At 43.8% G+C, this 15,493-nt stretch carries 12 protein-coding genes; 7 read left to right on the top strand and 5 right to left on the bottom strand.

Annotation, left to right across the window (positions count from 1 at the left end; all coding sequences use genetic code 11):
* From FTV37_RS12120 to FTV37_RS12110, 3 genes are all read left to right on the top strand, one after another.
* Entirely contained in the window at window positions 1-1,455 is a 1,455-nt protein-coding gene (locus FTV37_RS12120; protein WP_078191286.1) for an NAD(P)(+) transhydrogenase (Re/Si-specific) subunit beta, read from the top strand.
* A gap of 346 nt (window positions 1,456-1,801) precedes the next feature.
* Window positions 1,802-3,133, top strand: a complete 1,332-nt coding sequence (locus FTV37_RS12115) for an ammonium transporter (RefSeq protein ID WP_180022576.1) — start codon at window positions 1,802-1,804, stop codon at window positions 3,131-3,133.
* Between the two features lie 13 nt (window positions 3,134-3,146).
* On the top strand, window positions 3,147-3,764 hold the full coding sequence (locus FTV37_RS12110) for a hypothetical protein (protein ID WP_180063969.1): 618 nt from the start codon (window positions 3,147-3,149) through the stop codon (window positions 3,762-3,764).
* Between the two features lie 92 nt (window positions 3,765-3,856).
* Here FTV37_RS12110 and rsfS read toward each other — a convergent pair whose 3' ends face one another.
* The 5 genes from rsfS to FTV37_RS12085 form a co-directional block, all read right to left on the bottom strand.
* On the bottom strand, window positions 3,857-4,258 hold the full coding sequence (rsfS, locus tag FTV37_RS12105; RefSeq protein WP_078191283.1) for a ribosome silencing factor: 402 nt from the start codon (window positions 4,256-4,258) through the stop codon (window positions 3,857-3,859).
* A 73-nt stretch (window positions 4,259-4,331) separates the two neighbouring features.
* On the bottom strand, window positions 4,332-5,129 hold the full coding sequence (locus FTV37_RS12100) for a hydroxypyruvate isomerase family protein (RefSeq protein ID WP_180009001.1): 798 nt from the start codon (window positions 5,127-5,129) through the stop codon (window positions 4,332-4,334).
* Between the two features lie 42 nt (window positions 5,130-5,171).
* Complete coding sequence (locus FTV37_RS12095) at window positions 5,172-6,041, bottom strand: NAD(P)-dependent oxidoreductase (RefSeq protein WP_180039857.1); 870 nt, start codon at window positions 6,039-6,041, stop codon at window positions 5,172-5,174.
* Between the two features lie 32 nt (window positions 6,042-6,073).
* On the bottom strand, window positions 6,074-6,862 hold the full coding sequence (locus tag FTV37_RS12090) for a crotonase/enoyl-CoA hydratase family protein (RefSeq protein ID WP_168378725.1): 789 nt from the start codon (window positions 6,860-6,862) through the stop codon (window positions 6,074-6,076).
* 111 nt (window positions 6,863-6,973) lie between these two features.
* Window positions 6,974-9,781 carry an ATP-binding protein gene (locus tag FTV37_RS12085; RefSeq protein ID WP_180063968.1) on the bottom strand — a complete coding sequence of 936 codons (2,808 nt, stop codon included), beginning with the start codon at window positions 9,779-9,781 and terminating at the stop codon, window positions 6,974-6,976.
* A gap of 153 nt (window positions 9,782-9,934) precedes the next feature.
* On the opposite strand from FTV37_RS12085, the gene cysM reads away from it, so the two are divergent.
* Genes cysM through FTV37_RS12065 form a run of 4 tightly spaced genes read left to right on the top strand, consistent with a single transcriptional unit; the run spans window position 9,935 to window position 15,441 of the window.
* Window positions 9,935-10,855, top strand: a complete 921-nt coding sequence (gene cysM, locus FTV37_RS12080) for a cysteine synthase CysM (protein WP_180063967.1) — start codon at window positions 9,935-9,937, stop codon at window positions 10,853-10,855.
* 32 nt (window positions 10,856-10,887) lie between these two features.
* The gene (locus FTV37_RS12075; RefSeq protein ID WP_180009011.1) at window positions 10,888-11,706 is read left to right on the top strand and encodes a 3'-5' exonuclease; all 819 of its coding nucleotides are present in this window, start codon (window positions 10,888-10,890) and stop codon (window positions 11,704-11,706) included.
* Window positions 11,707-11,712: 6 nt separating this feature from the next.
* Window positions 11,713-13,110: a 23S rRNA (uracil(1939)-C(5))-methyltransferase RlmD gene (rlmD, locus tag FTV37_RS12070; protein ID WP_180063966.1), complete on the top strand. Its 1,398-nt coding sequence runs from the start codon at window positions 11,713-11,715 to the stop codon at window positions 13,108-13,110.
* A 24-nt stretch (window positions 13,111-13,134) separates the two neighbouring features.
* Window positions 13,135-15,441: a bifunctional (p)ppGpp synthetase/guanosine-3',5'-bis(diphosphate) 3'-pyrophosphohydrolase gene (locus tag FTV37_RS12065; RefSeq protein ID WP_078191275.1), complete on the top strand. Its 2,307-nt coding sequence runs from the start codon at window positions 13,135-13,137 to the stop codon at window positions 15,439-15,441.
* Window positions 15,442-15,493 lie beyond the last annotated feature (52 nt).

Below are 15,493 nucleotides of genomic sequence, written 5' to 3'. Positions count from 1 at the left end.
ATGGAATTCATTAAAGAATATGCGGATTGGTTCTACCTGATTGGTGCCGTTCTTTTTATCTTAACGTTGCGTGGTTTGTCTGGTCCGAAAACTGCGATTCAAGGTAACCGTTACGGCATGATCGCAATGGCGATTGCTGTAATTACTACATTCTTTGTTGCAGATCATCCCGTGATTTGGATGATTGTGGGTGCAATGGTGTTGGGTGCAGTCGTAGGTATTGCACGTGCAAAAACAGTTCCGATGACGCAAATGCCTGAAACTGTGGCACTGATGCACTCATTGGTCGGTTTGGCTGCGGTACTGATTGCGATCGCTGCAATTCTACATAACAACCAATTGACTGCGGCATTCGCGGAGAATGAAGCGGTATTAACAGCTGCGGGTGTAGAACATGCCCACATGAGCAAAGTTCATTTATTTGAATTGTTTGTAGGCTGTTTCGTTGGTGCGATTACTTTCACAGCGTCTGTATTTGCTTATGGTAAATTGGCTGCGAAGAAATGGGCAAAAACCATTTCGGGTGGATGGGTAAAACCTGTTCAAGCTTTAATTTTCCTTGCAATGTTAGCGTGTGGTATCTACTTCTTCACTACAGGCAACATGAATGCTTTCTGGGCAATGACTGTTCTTGCACTTGCATTTGGTTGGGTATGGATTGCACCTGTAGGCGGTGGTGATATGCCAGTGGTGGTATCGCTACTGAACTCATTCTCAGGCTGGGCTGCAGCAGGGATTGGTTTCACGCTTGAAAACAACATGCTGATTGTTGCAGGTTCACTGGTTGGTTCATCGGGTGCAATTCTGTCTTACATCATGTGTAAAGCCATGAACCGTTCAATCATCAACGTTTTGTTTGGTGGTGCAATGGGTGGTACAGCAGTAGCGGCGGCAGATAATGGTGAAAAAGCACAGCGTAATCACCGTTCAGGTTCTGCAGACGATGCTGGCTTCTTGATGTCAAATGCGGACAGCGTGGTGATCGTACCGGGTTATGGTATGGCGCAAGGTCGTGCACAAAATGCCGTGAAGGAATTGTGTGAAATCTTAAAAGAGCAAGGTGTAAAAGTTCGTTTTGCGATTCACCCTGTGGCAGGTCGTATGCCGGGCCACATGAACGTACTTTTAGCTGAAGCTGACGTTGCATATGAAGACATTCTTGAAATGGACGAGATCAACTCAGACTTCCCAGCAACAGATGTAGTACTGGTGATTGGTGCGAATGACGTTGTGAACCCAGCGGCAAAAGACGATCCAAGTTCTCCAATTTACGGCATGCCAATCCTTGAAGCACATAAAGCACGTACCATTATGGTGATCAAACGCTCTATGGCTACAGGTTACGCAGGTCTAGATAATGACTTGTTCTATAACGATAAAACGATGATGATCTTCGGTGATGCGAAGAAAGTTGTGGAAGATATGACAAAAGCCATTAATGGCGGTGGTCATTAATCCATATTGCCAAAGTCCCGCTGTGATAAAGCGGGATTGAGGAAGATTTAAACCACCTTCGGGTGGTTTTTTGTTTTCTTCGCTTTTATTTTCTTGGCTTTTGATTAATGAATGCTTCACACTAAAAGTGCACAAATATTTAGCGCATCAGGTGCTTGAATCAAATTGATGCGTGTTTTGAAACCAAGGTACAGATCGATGAGCTGTTTTGTTCCATTAAATTCGATCTCAGTGATTCAAAATATTGTCGCGAACTGGTTTTGTGACGCAATGCATTGAAAAATAATTAATTGTCTGAAATTTGGTATTCTTTTTGCACAGCATGGTTATTCTTGGGGGAATAATCATGAAAAAAACATACTTGATGGCACTGTTTCTGAGTGTCCTGACATCGACTGCATGGGCAGTTGACCCGCAAATCGCCAGTAATATTCAAGAAATTCGTATCTCGCTCGACAGTATTTGGGTGGTACTGGGCGGTATCTTGGTGTTCTTTATGCAAGCCGGATTTGCCATGATCGAAAGTGGTTCAGTTCGCAGTAAAAATACCGTGAATGTACTCATGAAAAACTACATGGATGCCTGCTTGGGTGGTCTGGTGTTTTGGTTGGTGGGTTTTGGTCTGATGTTTGGGGTCAATACCACGGGCTGGTTTGGCTTCAGTCATTTTGCACCCGATCAACTGGATGATTGGCACTGGAACCTTCTATTTTTCCAAATGATGTTTGCTGCAACGGCAACCACCATTGCCAGTGGTGCAATGGCAGAGCGGATTCATTTTGTCGCTTATGTGGTGAGTGCGGCCGTTGTCTCAGGTCTGATTTATCCTGTCTTTGGTAGTTGGGCATGGGGCAGTTTATTTGGCGGAGACGGTTGGTTAAAAGCACTCGGGTTTATCGACTTTGCTGGTTCGACCGTGGTGCATTCGATGGGCGGCTGGGTGGCTTTAGCTGGCATCATCGTACTGGGTCCACGTTTGGGTCGATTTGGACGTAATGGGCAAAGCCATTATTTACCGGGGCATAACTTACCTTTGGTAGCATTAGGCGGTTTTATTTTATGGTTAGCATGGTTTGGTTTTAATGCAGGCTCGACCATTAATGCCAATGTCAGCGTAGGACGTATTGCTTTAAATACGCATCTTGCGGCGTGTGCTGCCGTGGTTGCATATATGTTGCTCTGTCTCATCCGATCTAAAGCCATTTTGATCCGCAGTACGATCAATGCCTCACTGGGTGGCTTGGTTGCCATTACGGCAGGCTGTGCAACGATGTCTCCACTGTATGCGGTCATCACCGGTTTATGTGCAGGTGTGATGGTGACCTTCCTACCAATGCTCATGGAAAAAATGAAACTGGATGATGTGGTTGATGCGGTGACCGTGCATGGATTCTGTGGCGCATGGGGAACATTGGCTGCAGGGATCTTCCTTGAAAATAATATGTTTAATGGCGATGTCATCGCGATACAAGGGCTTGGAGTGATTGCAGCCTTTTTATGGGGCTTTGGCGTTGCGTTCATTGTATTTAAGGTCTTAGATAAATTGTTGGGTGGCTTACGGGTGAGTAAGCAACATGAACAACGTGGTTTGGACTATACCGAGCATGCTGAATTGTCTTATCCCGAGTTTCAAAAAGATGTGACTTTTGAAACGGATGATATGACCAAACGTCATTAACAGGAGTAATGCAATGAGCACCGAACTGTTGAATTTGGCACAACGCCGCGAAGCTTTAGAAAAAGGCTTACAACAATTTATTCATGGGACTTTACTCGACAGTGCACTACGGCACTGGGAGCAGCAGTACAGCATGAAACCGTCATTTGTCTTAAATCGCTTCTTAAATGATATCTGTACCACAGAAGAGCTACGCTTTTATCGTAAAGATATGCTGAAGCAAGTCTTGTATGAGTTATCTACCTTAGAAAAGCAGGAACTGTTAAGGGTTGAAAAACCGCAGGAGCAGGAGCAAGAAGGCGAGCTCATTGCAGAGACCATTAGCGAGGTCTTTTTAGGCTTTATCGAGTCAGTCATGCTGACGGTGAAATCTACAGATCAGGCTGATTTCACCCAAGATGTGATTGAGCAATTAGAAGAAATCGGGCTGGCAATTGCGGCAAATGCACAAATTAATTCAGCGAGTTTTGTCGAGTTTTTGCCTTTGACCAGTTATGCCAAAGTTTTAACGAGCATTTATGAAGTGTATTGTGACTTTTATGGCCCGATGCGTGCAGACCAAGTTTATGCACAAACCAAGCTGAAAATTAAAGCCAATTATCCTGAGGTGGATTTACACCAACTGCTTTAGTGTCGGGGGTAAAACACCATGAAGCTGATTGTCCGTGTATAAAGTCAAGGGATAAAAAAAGCGACCTAATTAGGTCGCTTTTTTCTGGAAGCTTAAGCTACAGTTTCTGGAGCTGTACGCCATAAGCTTTCTAAATCATAGAATTTACGTGCTGTAGGTAACATCACATGTACCACTACAAAACCGAGATCAATCAGGATCCATTCTGCATCACGTTCGCCTTCAACACCGATAGGGCGGAATCCAGCTTTACGTGCTTCTTCTGCCACGTTGTCTGCAAGAGACTTAATGTGACGAGTTGAAGTACCGCTCGCAATAACAATCGCATCTGCTACGTTGCTGATAGTGCTGATATCAAGTTCAATAATATCTTTGGCTTTTACATCTTCAAGTGCTTCACGTACAACAGCTAAGCAAGCTTGTACGTCTTTGATTTGCGTTGATTTTGCGAGATCGAGAGAATTAGAAGCGCTGGGCGATGGTTCTAAATTCATAGAGGGTATGATTTCCTGACAATTTTACATGGTCTAATATAGCGGTTTTGTTGCTGAATTTCAAATCAACACGTCATTGACCATTAGCTAAATGAGGGAAGTATTTGTCTTTCCACGCAAAAGAATGTGATGAGTTGCTTCGTGGTCGGTATTCAGCCGCGATGTAGCCTGTATATTGGCTTTGATCTAACCATTTAAAAATCTCTGCAAATGGAATCTGCGCTGAGTCAGGTTCATGTCGCCCCGGACAGTCAGCAAACTGTATGTGACCGATATCCTGAATATTTTCTGCCAAAGTACTGAGAATATCTTCACCCATCATCGCCATGTGGTAGCAGTCATATTGCATCTTCAAAGCAGAGTGTTGTACAGCTTCAAGCATTTCCTGAGCTTGGGCAATATTTTGGACCAAAAAGCGCGGCATATCAGTGCCATTAATCATTTCAAATACCGGTTGAATATGATGTTCAGACAACATGTGGCACGCCAGTTTGAGGTTGCTCGACAAGGTATTTAAACATGGGAGCAAGTCAGCATCTTGTGGCTGTTTGCCGGCTAAAATATTGACACTCGGTACATTTAACGCAGTGGCATAGCGAATGCATTGTTCTAAGGCTTGATGAAATTGATTTTCACGCCCCGGAACTCCCGCAAGACCATCACCACCTTGCATCAAATCACCCGCAGGGACATTGATTAAACACAGGCTTAAATCATTGATGGTGAGTTGGGTTTGGATCTGCTCAATACTCAGCTCATACGGAAACTGAATTTCTACATGCTTAAAACCGTGTTCACGAGCCAACGCAAAACGCTCTAACAATGGCACTTCGGTAAAAATCATGGATAAATTAACCGCGAGCTGAGTCATGTATATCGTCCTTGAAGCAATTTACTTCTAAAGTGAAAGTCGTTAGTTATGTTCGACATGTTGAATGATGGTGGCTAAATCTTTTTCTGCAAAACCATTGTCCTGATGGGCTTTGAGTTGCGATAAAGCAAGGCTGGCAACAGGGATGCTTAATTCAAACTGGGCAGCCAGTTGGACTGCATTATTCAGGTCTTTAGATAAAGTTTGAACTTTCCATTGCACGGGCTCGAACTGATGCGTTGCCATACGTGGAGTTAAAATCTGAAAAGGCTTTGAGTCTGCAAATCCACCAGCAAGTGCTGGTGCTAATAACGTGGTGTCTACACCTGATTTCTCGGCTAATGCGACGGCTTCTGCGATTAACGTGCTATTGGCAGCGACGATCAGCTGATTACAAATTTTGGTGGCTTGACCTGTACCTGAGTCGCCCATGCGGGTAACACGTTGTGATAAAACATTGTAAATCAGACTCAAATCTTGAATCGTTTGAGCATCACCACCGGCAAAGATGACCAAAGTGCCTTGCTCAGCGCCTGCTGTGCCCCCCGAAACAGGAGAGTCAATCCAAGTGACTTGTTTCAACGTTGCAGCATGAGCCAATTGATGAGTTTGATTCACAGAAAGACTCGAGAAGTCGACAATAATTTGTCCTGCCGCTAAATGATTTTCGATGCTTGCATACACCGCGGCAACAACAGCATCATCTGCGAGACAAGATAAAACCACAGGATAATGGGCAATATTCTCCAATTGAAGCGCTGTCGCGCCAATCGCAATCAACTCATCACACGCAGCGGCAGTTCTGTTCCACACCGCAACTTCAAATCCTGCCTGAATGAGGCGCGTGGCCATGCGGCTACCCATCAGCCCCATACCTAGAAATGCAATTTTTGTATTACGATCAAACGCCATGTGCTGTACTCAATCTATCCTGTGTGACTATTTTACTTATATTGGCGTGGTAAAAACTGAACCTCTGGGTTCTTGTCTTTTTTACGTGCCAATTGGCTGTTTTTGCCGAGCAGTAATTTAAATTGCCAGATTTTTTCTAAGCGTAAAGATCGTTTTGGACTATGTTCCATGGCATCTAGTACTTGTTTTGCCGCTGCCAAGGCATCTGGTGAGCGTTGTGATAATTCTTCGGCTAATTGCTGCGCCTGAAGCAAAGGCTGTTCATTTAAATGTGTTACTAAACCAATATCCTTGGCATATTCTGCGTCAAAAATACGTGCTGTAAGGGTTAATTCCTTGGCTAAATCCAGTCCAATCACACCTTTGAGCGAGCGGGTTAAACCCATATCAGGGACTAAGCCCCAACGACTTTCCATAATCGACATTTGCGTTTTCGGGTGGGCAATACGGATATCGGCAGCCAAGGCAAGTTGCATGCCTGCACCAAAACAAAAGCCTTCAAGTGCGGCAATCACCGGCACAGGAAGTTGTTGCCAAATCAAAAAGGCTTTTTGAAATAAACTTTGACCGGGCTTTAACAGTTCCCACGCGGCATAGGCACGATTTTTCGGATCATTGAGGTCAGCCAAATCAATGCCAGCACTAAATACATTGGCTTCACCGGTTAAAATGACACAGCGTAAGCTACGATCTTTTTTTAATTTTTCAGCGGTGCTAACCAATTCTTTGAGCAATGCAAAGCTCATTGCATTACGTTTTTCTGGACGGTTTAAGTAAACCGTTGCAATGCCATTATTTTTTTCTACACGTAATAAAGCCATGGTAATTACTCTTGTTGTTTCTGCGCCCGAGCATAGCATGCACCCTGACAGGATACATGACAGTGCAGTCACAACAGAAGCTGGACGGCACTGACTTTAGTCGGACTGCGCTTAATTATTTTGTTTGGCTAAGATTTGTTGAGCCGCGTGTTCAACTTGCCTCATGACATTTTTTAACTCATCAAAACGGTTCAGGGTTTCTTGAACAAAAGCTTCATCTGCTTTACGGCGTTCCTTACGTAAGGTCGATACAAATTGCTCAAATTGACCTGAAACCTCTTGGAGGGTCGGAGCGCCCACATAGCGGGTTGCGCCATAAAGCCGATGTAGCACATGCTCTAATTGTGGAAAATCTTCATCTTCGATGAGCTGTGCCATTTCATGGATTTCTTGTTCAAAGCTATCGACGAGCATTTTCAGTAAATCGACCGCAAGGTCTTCTTTATTCGCGGCCAACTGCAAGCTTTGTTGCCAATCTAAAATACTCGGCTCTAGGGCTTCAATCACTGAACTGCGCTCTAAAACCGGTACTTTCTTAAAGTTATCGGTAGTCCATTGGGTCAAGATTTGAATAATTTGATCCATTTGAATGGGCTTGGTGACATAGTCATCCATACCACTTTGCAGGAGCTTTTGTTTTTCATCCGAGAGCGCATGTGCCGTCAATGCAATAATTGGAAGGCGCTTATGATTTTCAAAGGTCGACTCAAGTGAACGAATGGCACGCGTGGTATCGACACCTGACATCACTGGCATTTGAATATCCATAAAGATGAGGTCAAAAGCCGCCAAACCTTGCTCTTGGCGAGCTTGAATGATTTCTATGGCTTCTTGTCCACTCAAAGCCTTGGTGGTTTTCACATTCAACTCAGAGAGCAGGGCTTCAAGTACAATCAGATTCGGTAAATGGTCGTCGACTGCCAAAATATGCAGGCCTTGACCATTAAATTCTTCATGTTGCTCCTGATCAAACCACGGCTCATTACTCAACAACTGAATCAGCGCTGTACGGCTGAGTGGTTGATGCAATGGACGAGCACGGTACTCGTTCAACATGTTTGGATCGAGCATCATTTGGTAGCCATAAACCGCTAAGTTACCGCTATAACGATGACGAATTTCTTTCAGTAAGGCTTCGGAGTCACCACTGTGATCGACGATCAACCAGGTATTTTCGTTGGTTTGCAACTGATTGAGTCGGCTAAATAAATCTAGGATTGACTGCGTTTCAATATGTTCAACATCATAATTTTCTAAATAATGACGTAGGACATTGGCAGTTGCTGGGTGCGCCAAGTAGGAAACAACTTGTAGATTGCTAAATTGTGGATGCACAATTTCAATTTCATCATCCACCACAAAGCGCGCAGTAAACCAGAAGGTTGAACCTTTTTCCGTTGGGGCACGCTCTTGGTTATCTTCAAAGCCAATTTGTCCATGCATCAGGCTGACCAATTGTTTGGAGATGGCAAGACCTAAACCTGTACCGCCAAATTGACGGGTCACAGATGCATCACCTTGAGAAAAGGATTCAAACAGTTTTTTGCGGTCGGTACCGCTTAAGCCAATTCCACTGTCTTGGACACTAAAGTGCAGCAGGCATTGACCGATGTCATCGTGCTCCATACGGACACGGACAATAATTTCACCATCTGGAGTGAATTTAATCGCATTTGAAATTAAGTTGGTCAAAATTTGCTTGAAGCGCAGGGCATCACCAACCACAAATTTCGGCACATTGTCCGCATAGTAGAAGGTCATATCGATGTGTTTTTGTGCTGCCAATGGCGACAACATATCCATCACATCAAAGACGGCTTCTTCTAAGTCGAATTGCGCAGTTTCGAGTTCTAGTTTGCCTGCATCGATTTTGGAGAAATCAAGCACGTCATTAATTAAAGCCAATAAATGCGCAGAAGATTTACGAATCGTTTGTAGATATAAATTTTGTTCATTACTGAGGTTGCCTTGGCGCAGTAAAAGATGAATAAAGCCATCAATACTGTTCAGCGGTGTGCGCAGTTCATGAGAAATATTGGCCAAAAACACCGATTTTGATTGGTTGGCTTGAATTGCTTGGTCACGTGCTTGACGGTAGGTGATGTTTTGCACTTCTAAGGTATCGAGGGTGCGTCTTAAGTCATCTTCCGTTTGTTCGGTATGTTCACGTAGCTCTAAGAAACTGAAATGTAAGCGTTTAACCACATTGGCTATATCACGCTGTAATAACCGGAGTTCTCCAGTACTGTTAATGATCATGTGCTGATCTAGAGTGTCGGCATTTAAACGTTGTAATTGCATGCGAATTTCGTACATTGGTGCGATCCAACGACGTGAATAAAAATTCAAACACAGCAAAAGTAATAAGAGCGTCAATAAACCCGTTGCAATCAACACGATTAACACGCGATAGCGGGCAATTTGCAGCGGTTGATTATCCAGTTCAATGCTTAACCATGCCGGCGTCTGGGTTGAATCTGAAATTTTCAGGGCATAAACATGGTTACCCTGATGTGGAATTGGTCCAATAAAAGATGCTTTACTGTCAAAAGCAGGCCAAATATCTTGATCTTGAAAGCCAATGCTCAGGCGGTTGTTGCCTTTGAAATCTATAATCGCAGCACGAATCAAATGTTTTTCGTTCAACATGCTTTGCATGGCATTACGAGCTTGATCAAATTGCCACGGATAATGGTTGAGCAACTCTATGGCAGATTCTGACGTGGGTTGATAGCGCGTCAGGATCGCGACAGCCATCTGTTTTTGTTGTGCTTTGGCTGCATTGGAGGTTTCTGTTATTACCAACATCGCACCGACACAAGCCAAAATGGTGATCGGCACGAAAATAAGTGCAATCAACTGACCATAGGCATGATTTAAGTGTAGGCGTTTAAAAAGCTTTTTGTTGATATTTGACATGGTTTAAGCAGTTTATTCCTTATGCCCCGAATATTAGCATGGATTATTTAAAACTGATTGTGCTTTAATCACTTTCGCGAAAAAGCGAGGCAAATGGGTGCAGGCAAAGGCATTTTTTCATACAATAGGCGCACCTCGATATAGGTGTGAATAATGAGTAATACAACCCCTGATTTTCAAGCAGACGATTTTTTATTAGACCATTACGTCGGCAACACGCCGTTAGTGCGTTTACAACGTCTGGCAAGTCATACTCAAGCAACAGTATTAGCCAAGTTAGAAGGCAATAACCCAGCGGGTTCGGTCAAAGATCGCCCTGCATATAACATGATTATGCAAGCGGAAAAGCGTGGTCAGATTAAACCGGGTGATACGTTGATTGAAGCGACGAGCGGAAATACAGGGATTGCTTTAGCCATGGTTGCTGCAATGCGTGGCTATAAAATGACTTTGATCATGCCTGCAAGTTCTAGCCAAGAGCGTAAAGATGCCATGCGTGCCTACGGTGCCGAACTGATCGAATCAGAAAACATGGAAGAAGCACGTGATATTGCCCTTCAAATGGAAAAAGACGGCAAAGGTTTAGTCCTAAACCAGTTTGGTAACCCGGACAATGTGGAAGCACATTACCTTACTACTGGGCCTGAAATTTGGAAACAAACAGGCGGTAAAATTACACATTTCGTCAGCTCAATGGGAACCACCGGGACCATTATGGGGATTTCGAAATATTTAAAAGAACAAAATCCGGATATTCAAATTGTTGGTTTACAACCGTCTGAAGGCTCAAACATTGCTGGTATTCGCCGTTGGCCACAAGAATATCTTCCTACGATTTTTGATCCTTCACGCGTTGACCGTATTATGGATATTCCGCAAATTGAAGCGGAAAAAACAGCTCGTCGTTTAGCACGTACAGAAGGTATCAGTGCAGGTACCTCATCGGGTGGTGCGGTATGGGCTTCAGTTAAATTGGCTGAAGAAAATCCGGATGCCGTGATTGTTTGCATCGTATGTGACCGTGGTGACCGCTACTTGTCGACTGGTCTATTCTCTGTTATTGATCCTGAATAATTACAGTGGCCGATCGGCACTGGTGAGTACTTATGCGTTTACCTGTTTTAATTTTTGATATCGAAACACTGACAGATTTGAAGTCAGGTGCGCATTTGTATGGACTGGATCTGCCTGAGGTGGATTTAGATGCAGCGCTGACTAAACTGCGTCGCCAAGAGGCGGGCACGGATTTTCAGCGTTTGGCCTTGCATGAAATTGTCTGTATCTCTGGACTATGGATTGATGAAAAGGGCATGAAGTTGTTTTCATTTAGCCGTGAAGACAATAGCGAAGCTGAAATTTTAAAAAAATTCGTTTCTATTTTTGAAAAGCGTCATCCGACCTTGGTCAGTTGGAACGGTTCACAGTTTGATTTGCCTGTGATTTTGTTCCGTGCCATGTATCACGGACTATCTGCACCAAGTTTGTTCGATCAGGGCGAGATTGATACGCAAAAGCGCTATAATAACTACCAGAATCGTTATCATCATCGTCATGTAGATTTGATGGATGTCATGGCCATGTTCCATGGTCGTCATTTTCAAAAGCTCGACGATGCAGCACATTTACTTGGTTTCCCCGGTAAACGTGGTGATGGTGGCTACCATGTGCCTGAATATGTGCGTGAACAACAGTGGATGGAACTGACCAGCTACTGTGAAGGTGATGTGCTCAATACATGGTTGATTTATTTACGCTGGCTGTTGCTGAAAGGGCAGTTATTGTTAAATGATCATCAGCACCTGATTCAAAGCACGATTCAATATTTACAAACTCAGCCGCAACACGCTGACTTTTTATTGGTATGGCAGCAAACCTCGCAACGTACCGAATTCACCCAATCTGATTTCCCATCTTCCACACATTAGGTACGCATGAAACACAAAGCCAAACCCCAAAAAGCCCAACAACCCATTTATACATTTCAGGTTGAATCGCTTTCACATGAGGGGCGAGGCATAGCGCACTTTGGGACGCATCCAGATCATCCTGCAGAAAAACACGGTAAGAAAGTCTTTATCCGTTATGCCTTGCCGGGTGAAACGGTGCGTGCGCGTATTACTAATGTCGTTAAGCGTCTCGAAGAAGCAGACAGTCTGGAATTACTGAGTGAAGAGTCTGCTCTACGGGTTAAACCGGCCTGCCCACATTATGGGGTTTGTGGTGGGTGTAGCATGCAGCATATTCATCCCGACGAGCAAATTCGTTTAAAACAAGATGTTTTACAATCACATTTGCAACATTTTGCTGGGATACAACCTGATCAATGGTTAGCTCCTTTACGTTCATTGCGTGAAGACTACCGTCGCAAAGCACGTATTGGTGTGCGTTACCTACCTGCAAAAGATAAGCTTGTGGTTGGCTTTCGTGAAAGCCAGTCAAATAAGCTGACTTCGATTGACCGTTGTATGGTGTTGGATCGTGAGTTTGGCTCAATCACCACACTCAAACAATTGTTACAAAGTTTGCAAGGTAAAGCAGATATTGGGCATATGGAACTGGCCATGGGAGATCAAGAAATTGCTCTCCTGATTCGTCATACGGCGGAACTTTGCGCGGAAGATGTCAACCAATTAGTAAAATTTGCGTTACATAAAGAGTGGCAACTGTACTTACAACCTGAGGGACCGGACAGCTTACATCGTGTGGATCATCCCGATGCACCGATGCGTCTGCACTATGGTCTAAGTGACTTTGCTGTGGAATTTGGCTTTAATCCTCAAGACTTCACGCAAGTGAATTCCACGATTAATCCGCAAATGGTGAAACTGGCATGTGAATTGCTTCAGTTACAACAGGGTGAGCGAGTTCTAGATCTGTTTTGTGGCTTAGGAAACTTTTCTTTACCACTTGCTCAATGTGTGGGTTCAACGGGTCAAGTCGTTGCAGTTGAAGGGAGTGAAGAAATGGTTCAGCGTGGTGCAGAAAATGCACAAAACAATGGCCTTTCGCAACTGAAATTTTATTCACAAGATTTAACAAAAGATTTTTCGCATCATTCTTGGGCAAAACAAGGATTTGATGCATTATTGATAGACCCACCACGTTCTGGTGCAGAAGAAATAATGCGTTATGTGCCCAAATTTGGTGCAAAAAGAATCGTTTATGTGTCATGTAATCCTGCAACACTAGCACGCGATGCTGGAATGCTGGTACAACAAGGCTACCGTTTGAAAAAAGCGGGTGTCATGGACATGTTTACCCATACAGGGCATGTCGAATCGATTGCTTTGTTCGAAAAAGAAAATCAGATAAACGATCAAAAGTTATGAAGCGTAGAAAACTAGGAGTAGGGTATGGTCACAGTACGTGAACAATTACCTGGACGTCTCAATGAGCTGTCTCAGGAAACGACTGTAGAACATGCCGAGCAAGCACAGCATGATTTAGCTGAATGGCTAGAGCGTGTGAGTGGCATGTTTGACGGGGCTCCTCTAAAGCAACTCGAAGAAGTTGCACATCTGACCTTACAGAATGAACTTGAAACAACGGTCAACCATCGCTCAAATACCTTCTATACGGGTATTGAAATGGCGGATATTCTTGCTCATCTGTATGCGGATGAAGATACGTTATCAGCAGCTATGCTGTATCGAAGTGTTCGTGAAGGCGTAACCAGTTTAGAAGAAGTCCAAAGCAAATTTGGCGATCAAGTGCATGCTTTGGTGAAAGGCACGCTTGCTATGGGTAAGTTGTCTGACCTGATTGAGCAAAATAAACGTCTAGAAGATCATTTTAATAATAACCAACGTGAACATTTGACCGGCATTTATAAAATGCTGATTTCGGTGACCGAAGATGTTCGTGTTGTATTAATCAAACTTTCTGAACGTACCTATGCATTACGTGAGTTGGCGCACTCAACCAAAGAGCGTCAAGAGCGTGTCGCACGAGAAATTTTAACCATTTACTCGCCGCTCGCGCACCGTTTAGGGATTGCACAGCTCAAGTGGGAGCTAGAAGATCTTGCTTTCCGTTATCTTGCACCTGAACGCTATAAAGAAATTGCCTCTTTACTGAATGAAAAACGTTTAGAGCGTGAACAATATATTCAGTTCGTGACAGAAAAGTTGCGTAAAGAACTGTTAGATCATGGCATTGAGGCCGAGATTAATGGACGGGTGAAACACATTTATTCGATTTATCGAAAAATGAAGAGTAAGAACCTGAGCTTTGATCAGCTTTATGACATTCGAGCGGTTCGTGTTCTGGTGGATAATGTACCTGAGTGTTATCACACACTGGGGATCGTTCATCAGATTTGGCGTCATATTCCGCATCAGTTCGATGATTATATTACTAACCCGAAAGCCAATGGTTATCGCTCACTGCATACGGCCGTGATTGCAGAGAACAAATCTTTAGAAGTGCAAATTCGTACGCACAATATGCACGAAGAAGCTGAACTCGGGGTGTGTTCGCACTTTAACTATAAAGAAGGCTCTAAAACCACAGATTATTCATTTAATCATCGCTTACATTCTTTGCGTGCAGTGCTTGAACATTATCAAGAACGAAATGATGCTAGCGCCCATAAAGAAGATGAAGATTCTGAAAACTTCGAACAAATCCAAGAGTTTGAAGATTTTGAGAAAATCTATGTGTTCAGTCGTGACGGTGATATCAAAGAATTACCACGTGGTTCGACCGTGCTTGACTTTGCCTATCATGTGCATACTGAAGTGGGCAACAAGTGCTATGCAGCACGGGTGAACCAACGTTATGTACCTTTAACCTATACCCTAAAAACTGGGGAACAGGTCGAGATTTTAACCAAGAAAGATCGTGAGCCTAACCGAGATTGGTTGGTGAACTCGCTGGGTTATATCAAGACGGCTCGAGCACGTGACAAGTTGCGTCATTGGTTCCGTCAGCAAGACCGTAGTAAAAACTTGGAAGTGGGACGTGAGATTCTGAATAAAGAATTGTCACGTTTGGCGATTCACCCGAAAAGTATCGATTTGAATGATTACTGCAATCATTTTAATGTGAAATTGGGTGAAGATATCTTGATTGGCTTGGTGAGTGGTGACATTAGCTTACATGCCTTAATCAATCAAGTTAACCGTCATATGCACCTCGATCAGGATGAGCCTGAACTGGTGTTAAAACCGACCTTGAACCCACGTGCGAGTCATACGCTTTCGGCGCATGGTATTTTGATTGATGGTTTGGACAATGTAGAACTACACATTGCTCAATGTTGTCAGCCTGTGCATGGTGAATCGATTGCCGGTTATATCACGCTGAATCGTGGCGTGAGTATCCATAAGGTCGCATGTCCGGATTATATCCGTATGATTGGACAAGAGCCTGAACGTGCGGTTGAAGCGGATTGGGAAATGCAGCCAACCCGTGGTCAAAGTGTGCAAATCGTGGTGGAAGCTTATGACCGTCGTGGTTTGCTTAAAGATTTGACTCAAGTGATTTTCTCAGACCAAATCAACATTCGTCAGGTGAATACGATTTCCGAAAGTGATGGTATTGCCAATATGAAGTTATTGATTGAAGTGAAGGGATTGGCGCAGTTGTCGAAACTGTTGGCACGTCTAGAGCAACAACCTGGCATTATTAGCGCCCGTCGATTGGTGCAAGGTAGCTAAAAATAAAGCTGTATAAAAAACCCGCTGTGTGCGGGTTTTTTATTATATTGAG

The sequence above is a fragment of the Acinetobacter sp. YH16042 genome (assembly GCF_013417245.1).
Classification (GTDB): Bacteria; Pseudomonadota; Gammaproteobacteria; order Pseudomonadales; family Moraxellaceae; genus Acinetobacter; species Acinetobacter amyesii.
Note: the sequence above shows the minus strand (reverse complement) of the source record. Positions and strands in the feature narration are given on the sequence as shown.

Bases quoted from the DNA above. Each gene is read 5' to 3' on its own strand.
- FTV37_RS12120 (WP_078191286.1), top strand. From the start codon at position 1: ATGGAATTCATTAAAGAATATGCGGATTGGTTCTACCTGATTGGTGCC.
- FTV37_RS12115 (WP_180022576.1), top strand. From the start codon at position 1,802: ATGAAAAAAACATACTTGATGGCACTGTTTCTGAGTGTCCTGACATCG.
- FTV37_RS12110 (WP_180063969.1), top strand. From the start codon at position 3,147: ATGAGCACCGAACTGTTGAATTTGGCACAACGCCGCGAAGCTTTAGAA.
- rsfS (WP_078191283.1), bottom strand. From the start codon at position 4,258: ATGAATTTAGAACCATCGCCCAGCGCTTCTAATTCTCTCGATCTCGCA.
- FTV37_RS12100 (WP_180009001.1), bottom strand. From the start codon at position 5,129: ATGACTCAGCTCGCGGTTAATTTATCCATGATTTTTACCGAAGTGCCA.
- FTV37_RS12095 (WP_180039857.1), bottom strand. From the start codon at position 6,041: ATGGCGTTTGATCGTAATACAAAAATTGCATTTCTAGGTATGGGGCTG.
- FTV37_RS12090 (WP_168378725.1), bottom strand. From the start codon at position 6,862: ATGGCTTTATTACGTGTAGAAAAAAATAATGGCATTGCAACGGTTTAC.
- FTV37_RS12085 (WP_180063968.1), bottom strand. From the start codon at position 9,781: ATGTCAAATATCAACAAAAAGCTTTTTAAACGCCTACACTTAAATCAT.
- cysM (WP_180063967.1), top strand. From the start codon at position 9,935: ATGAGTAATACAACCCCTGATTTTCAAGCAGACGATTTTTTATTAGAC.
- FTV37_RS12075 (WP_180009011.1), top strand. From the start codon at position 10,888: ATGCGTTTACCTGTTTTAATTTTTGATATCGAAACACTGACAGATTTG.
- rlmD (WP_180063966.1), top strand. From the start codon at position 11,713: ATGAAACACAAAGCCAAACCCCAAAAAGCCCAACAACCCATTTATACA.
- FTV37_RS12065 (WP_078191275.1), top strand. From the start codon at position 13,135: ATGGTCACAGTACGTGAACAATTACCTGGACGTCTCAATGAGCTGTCT.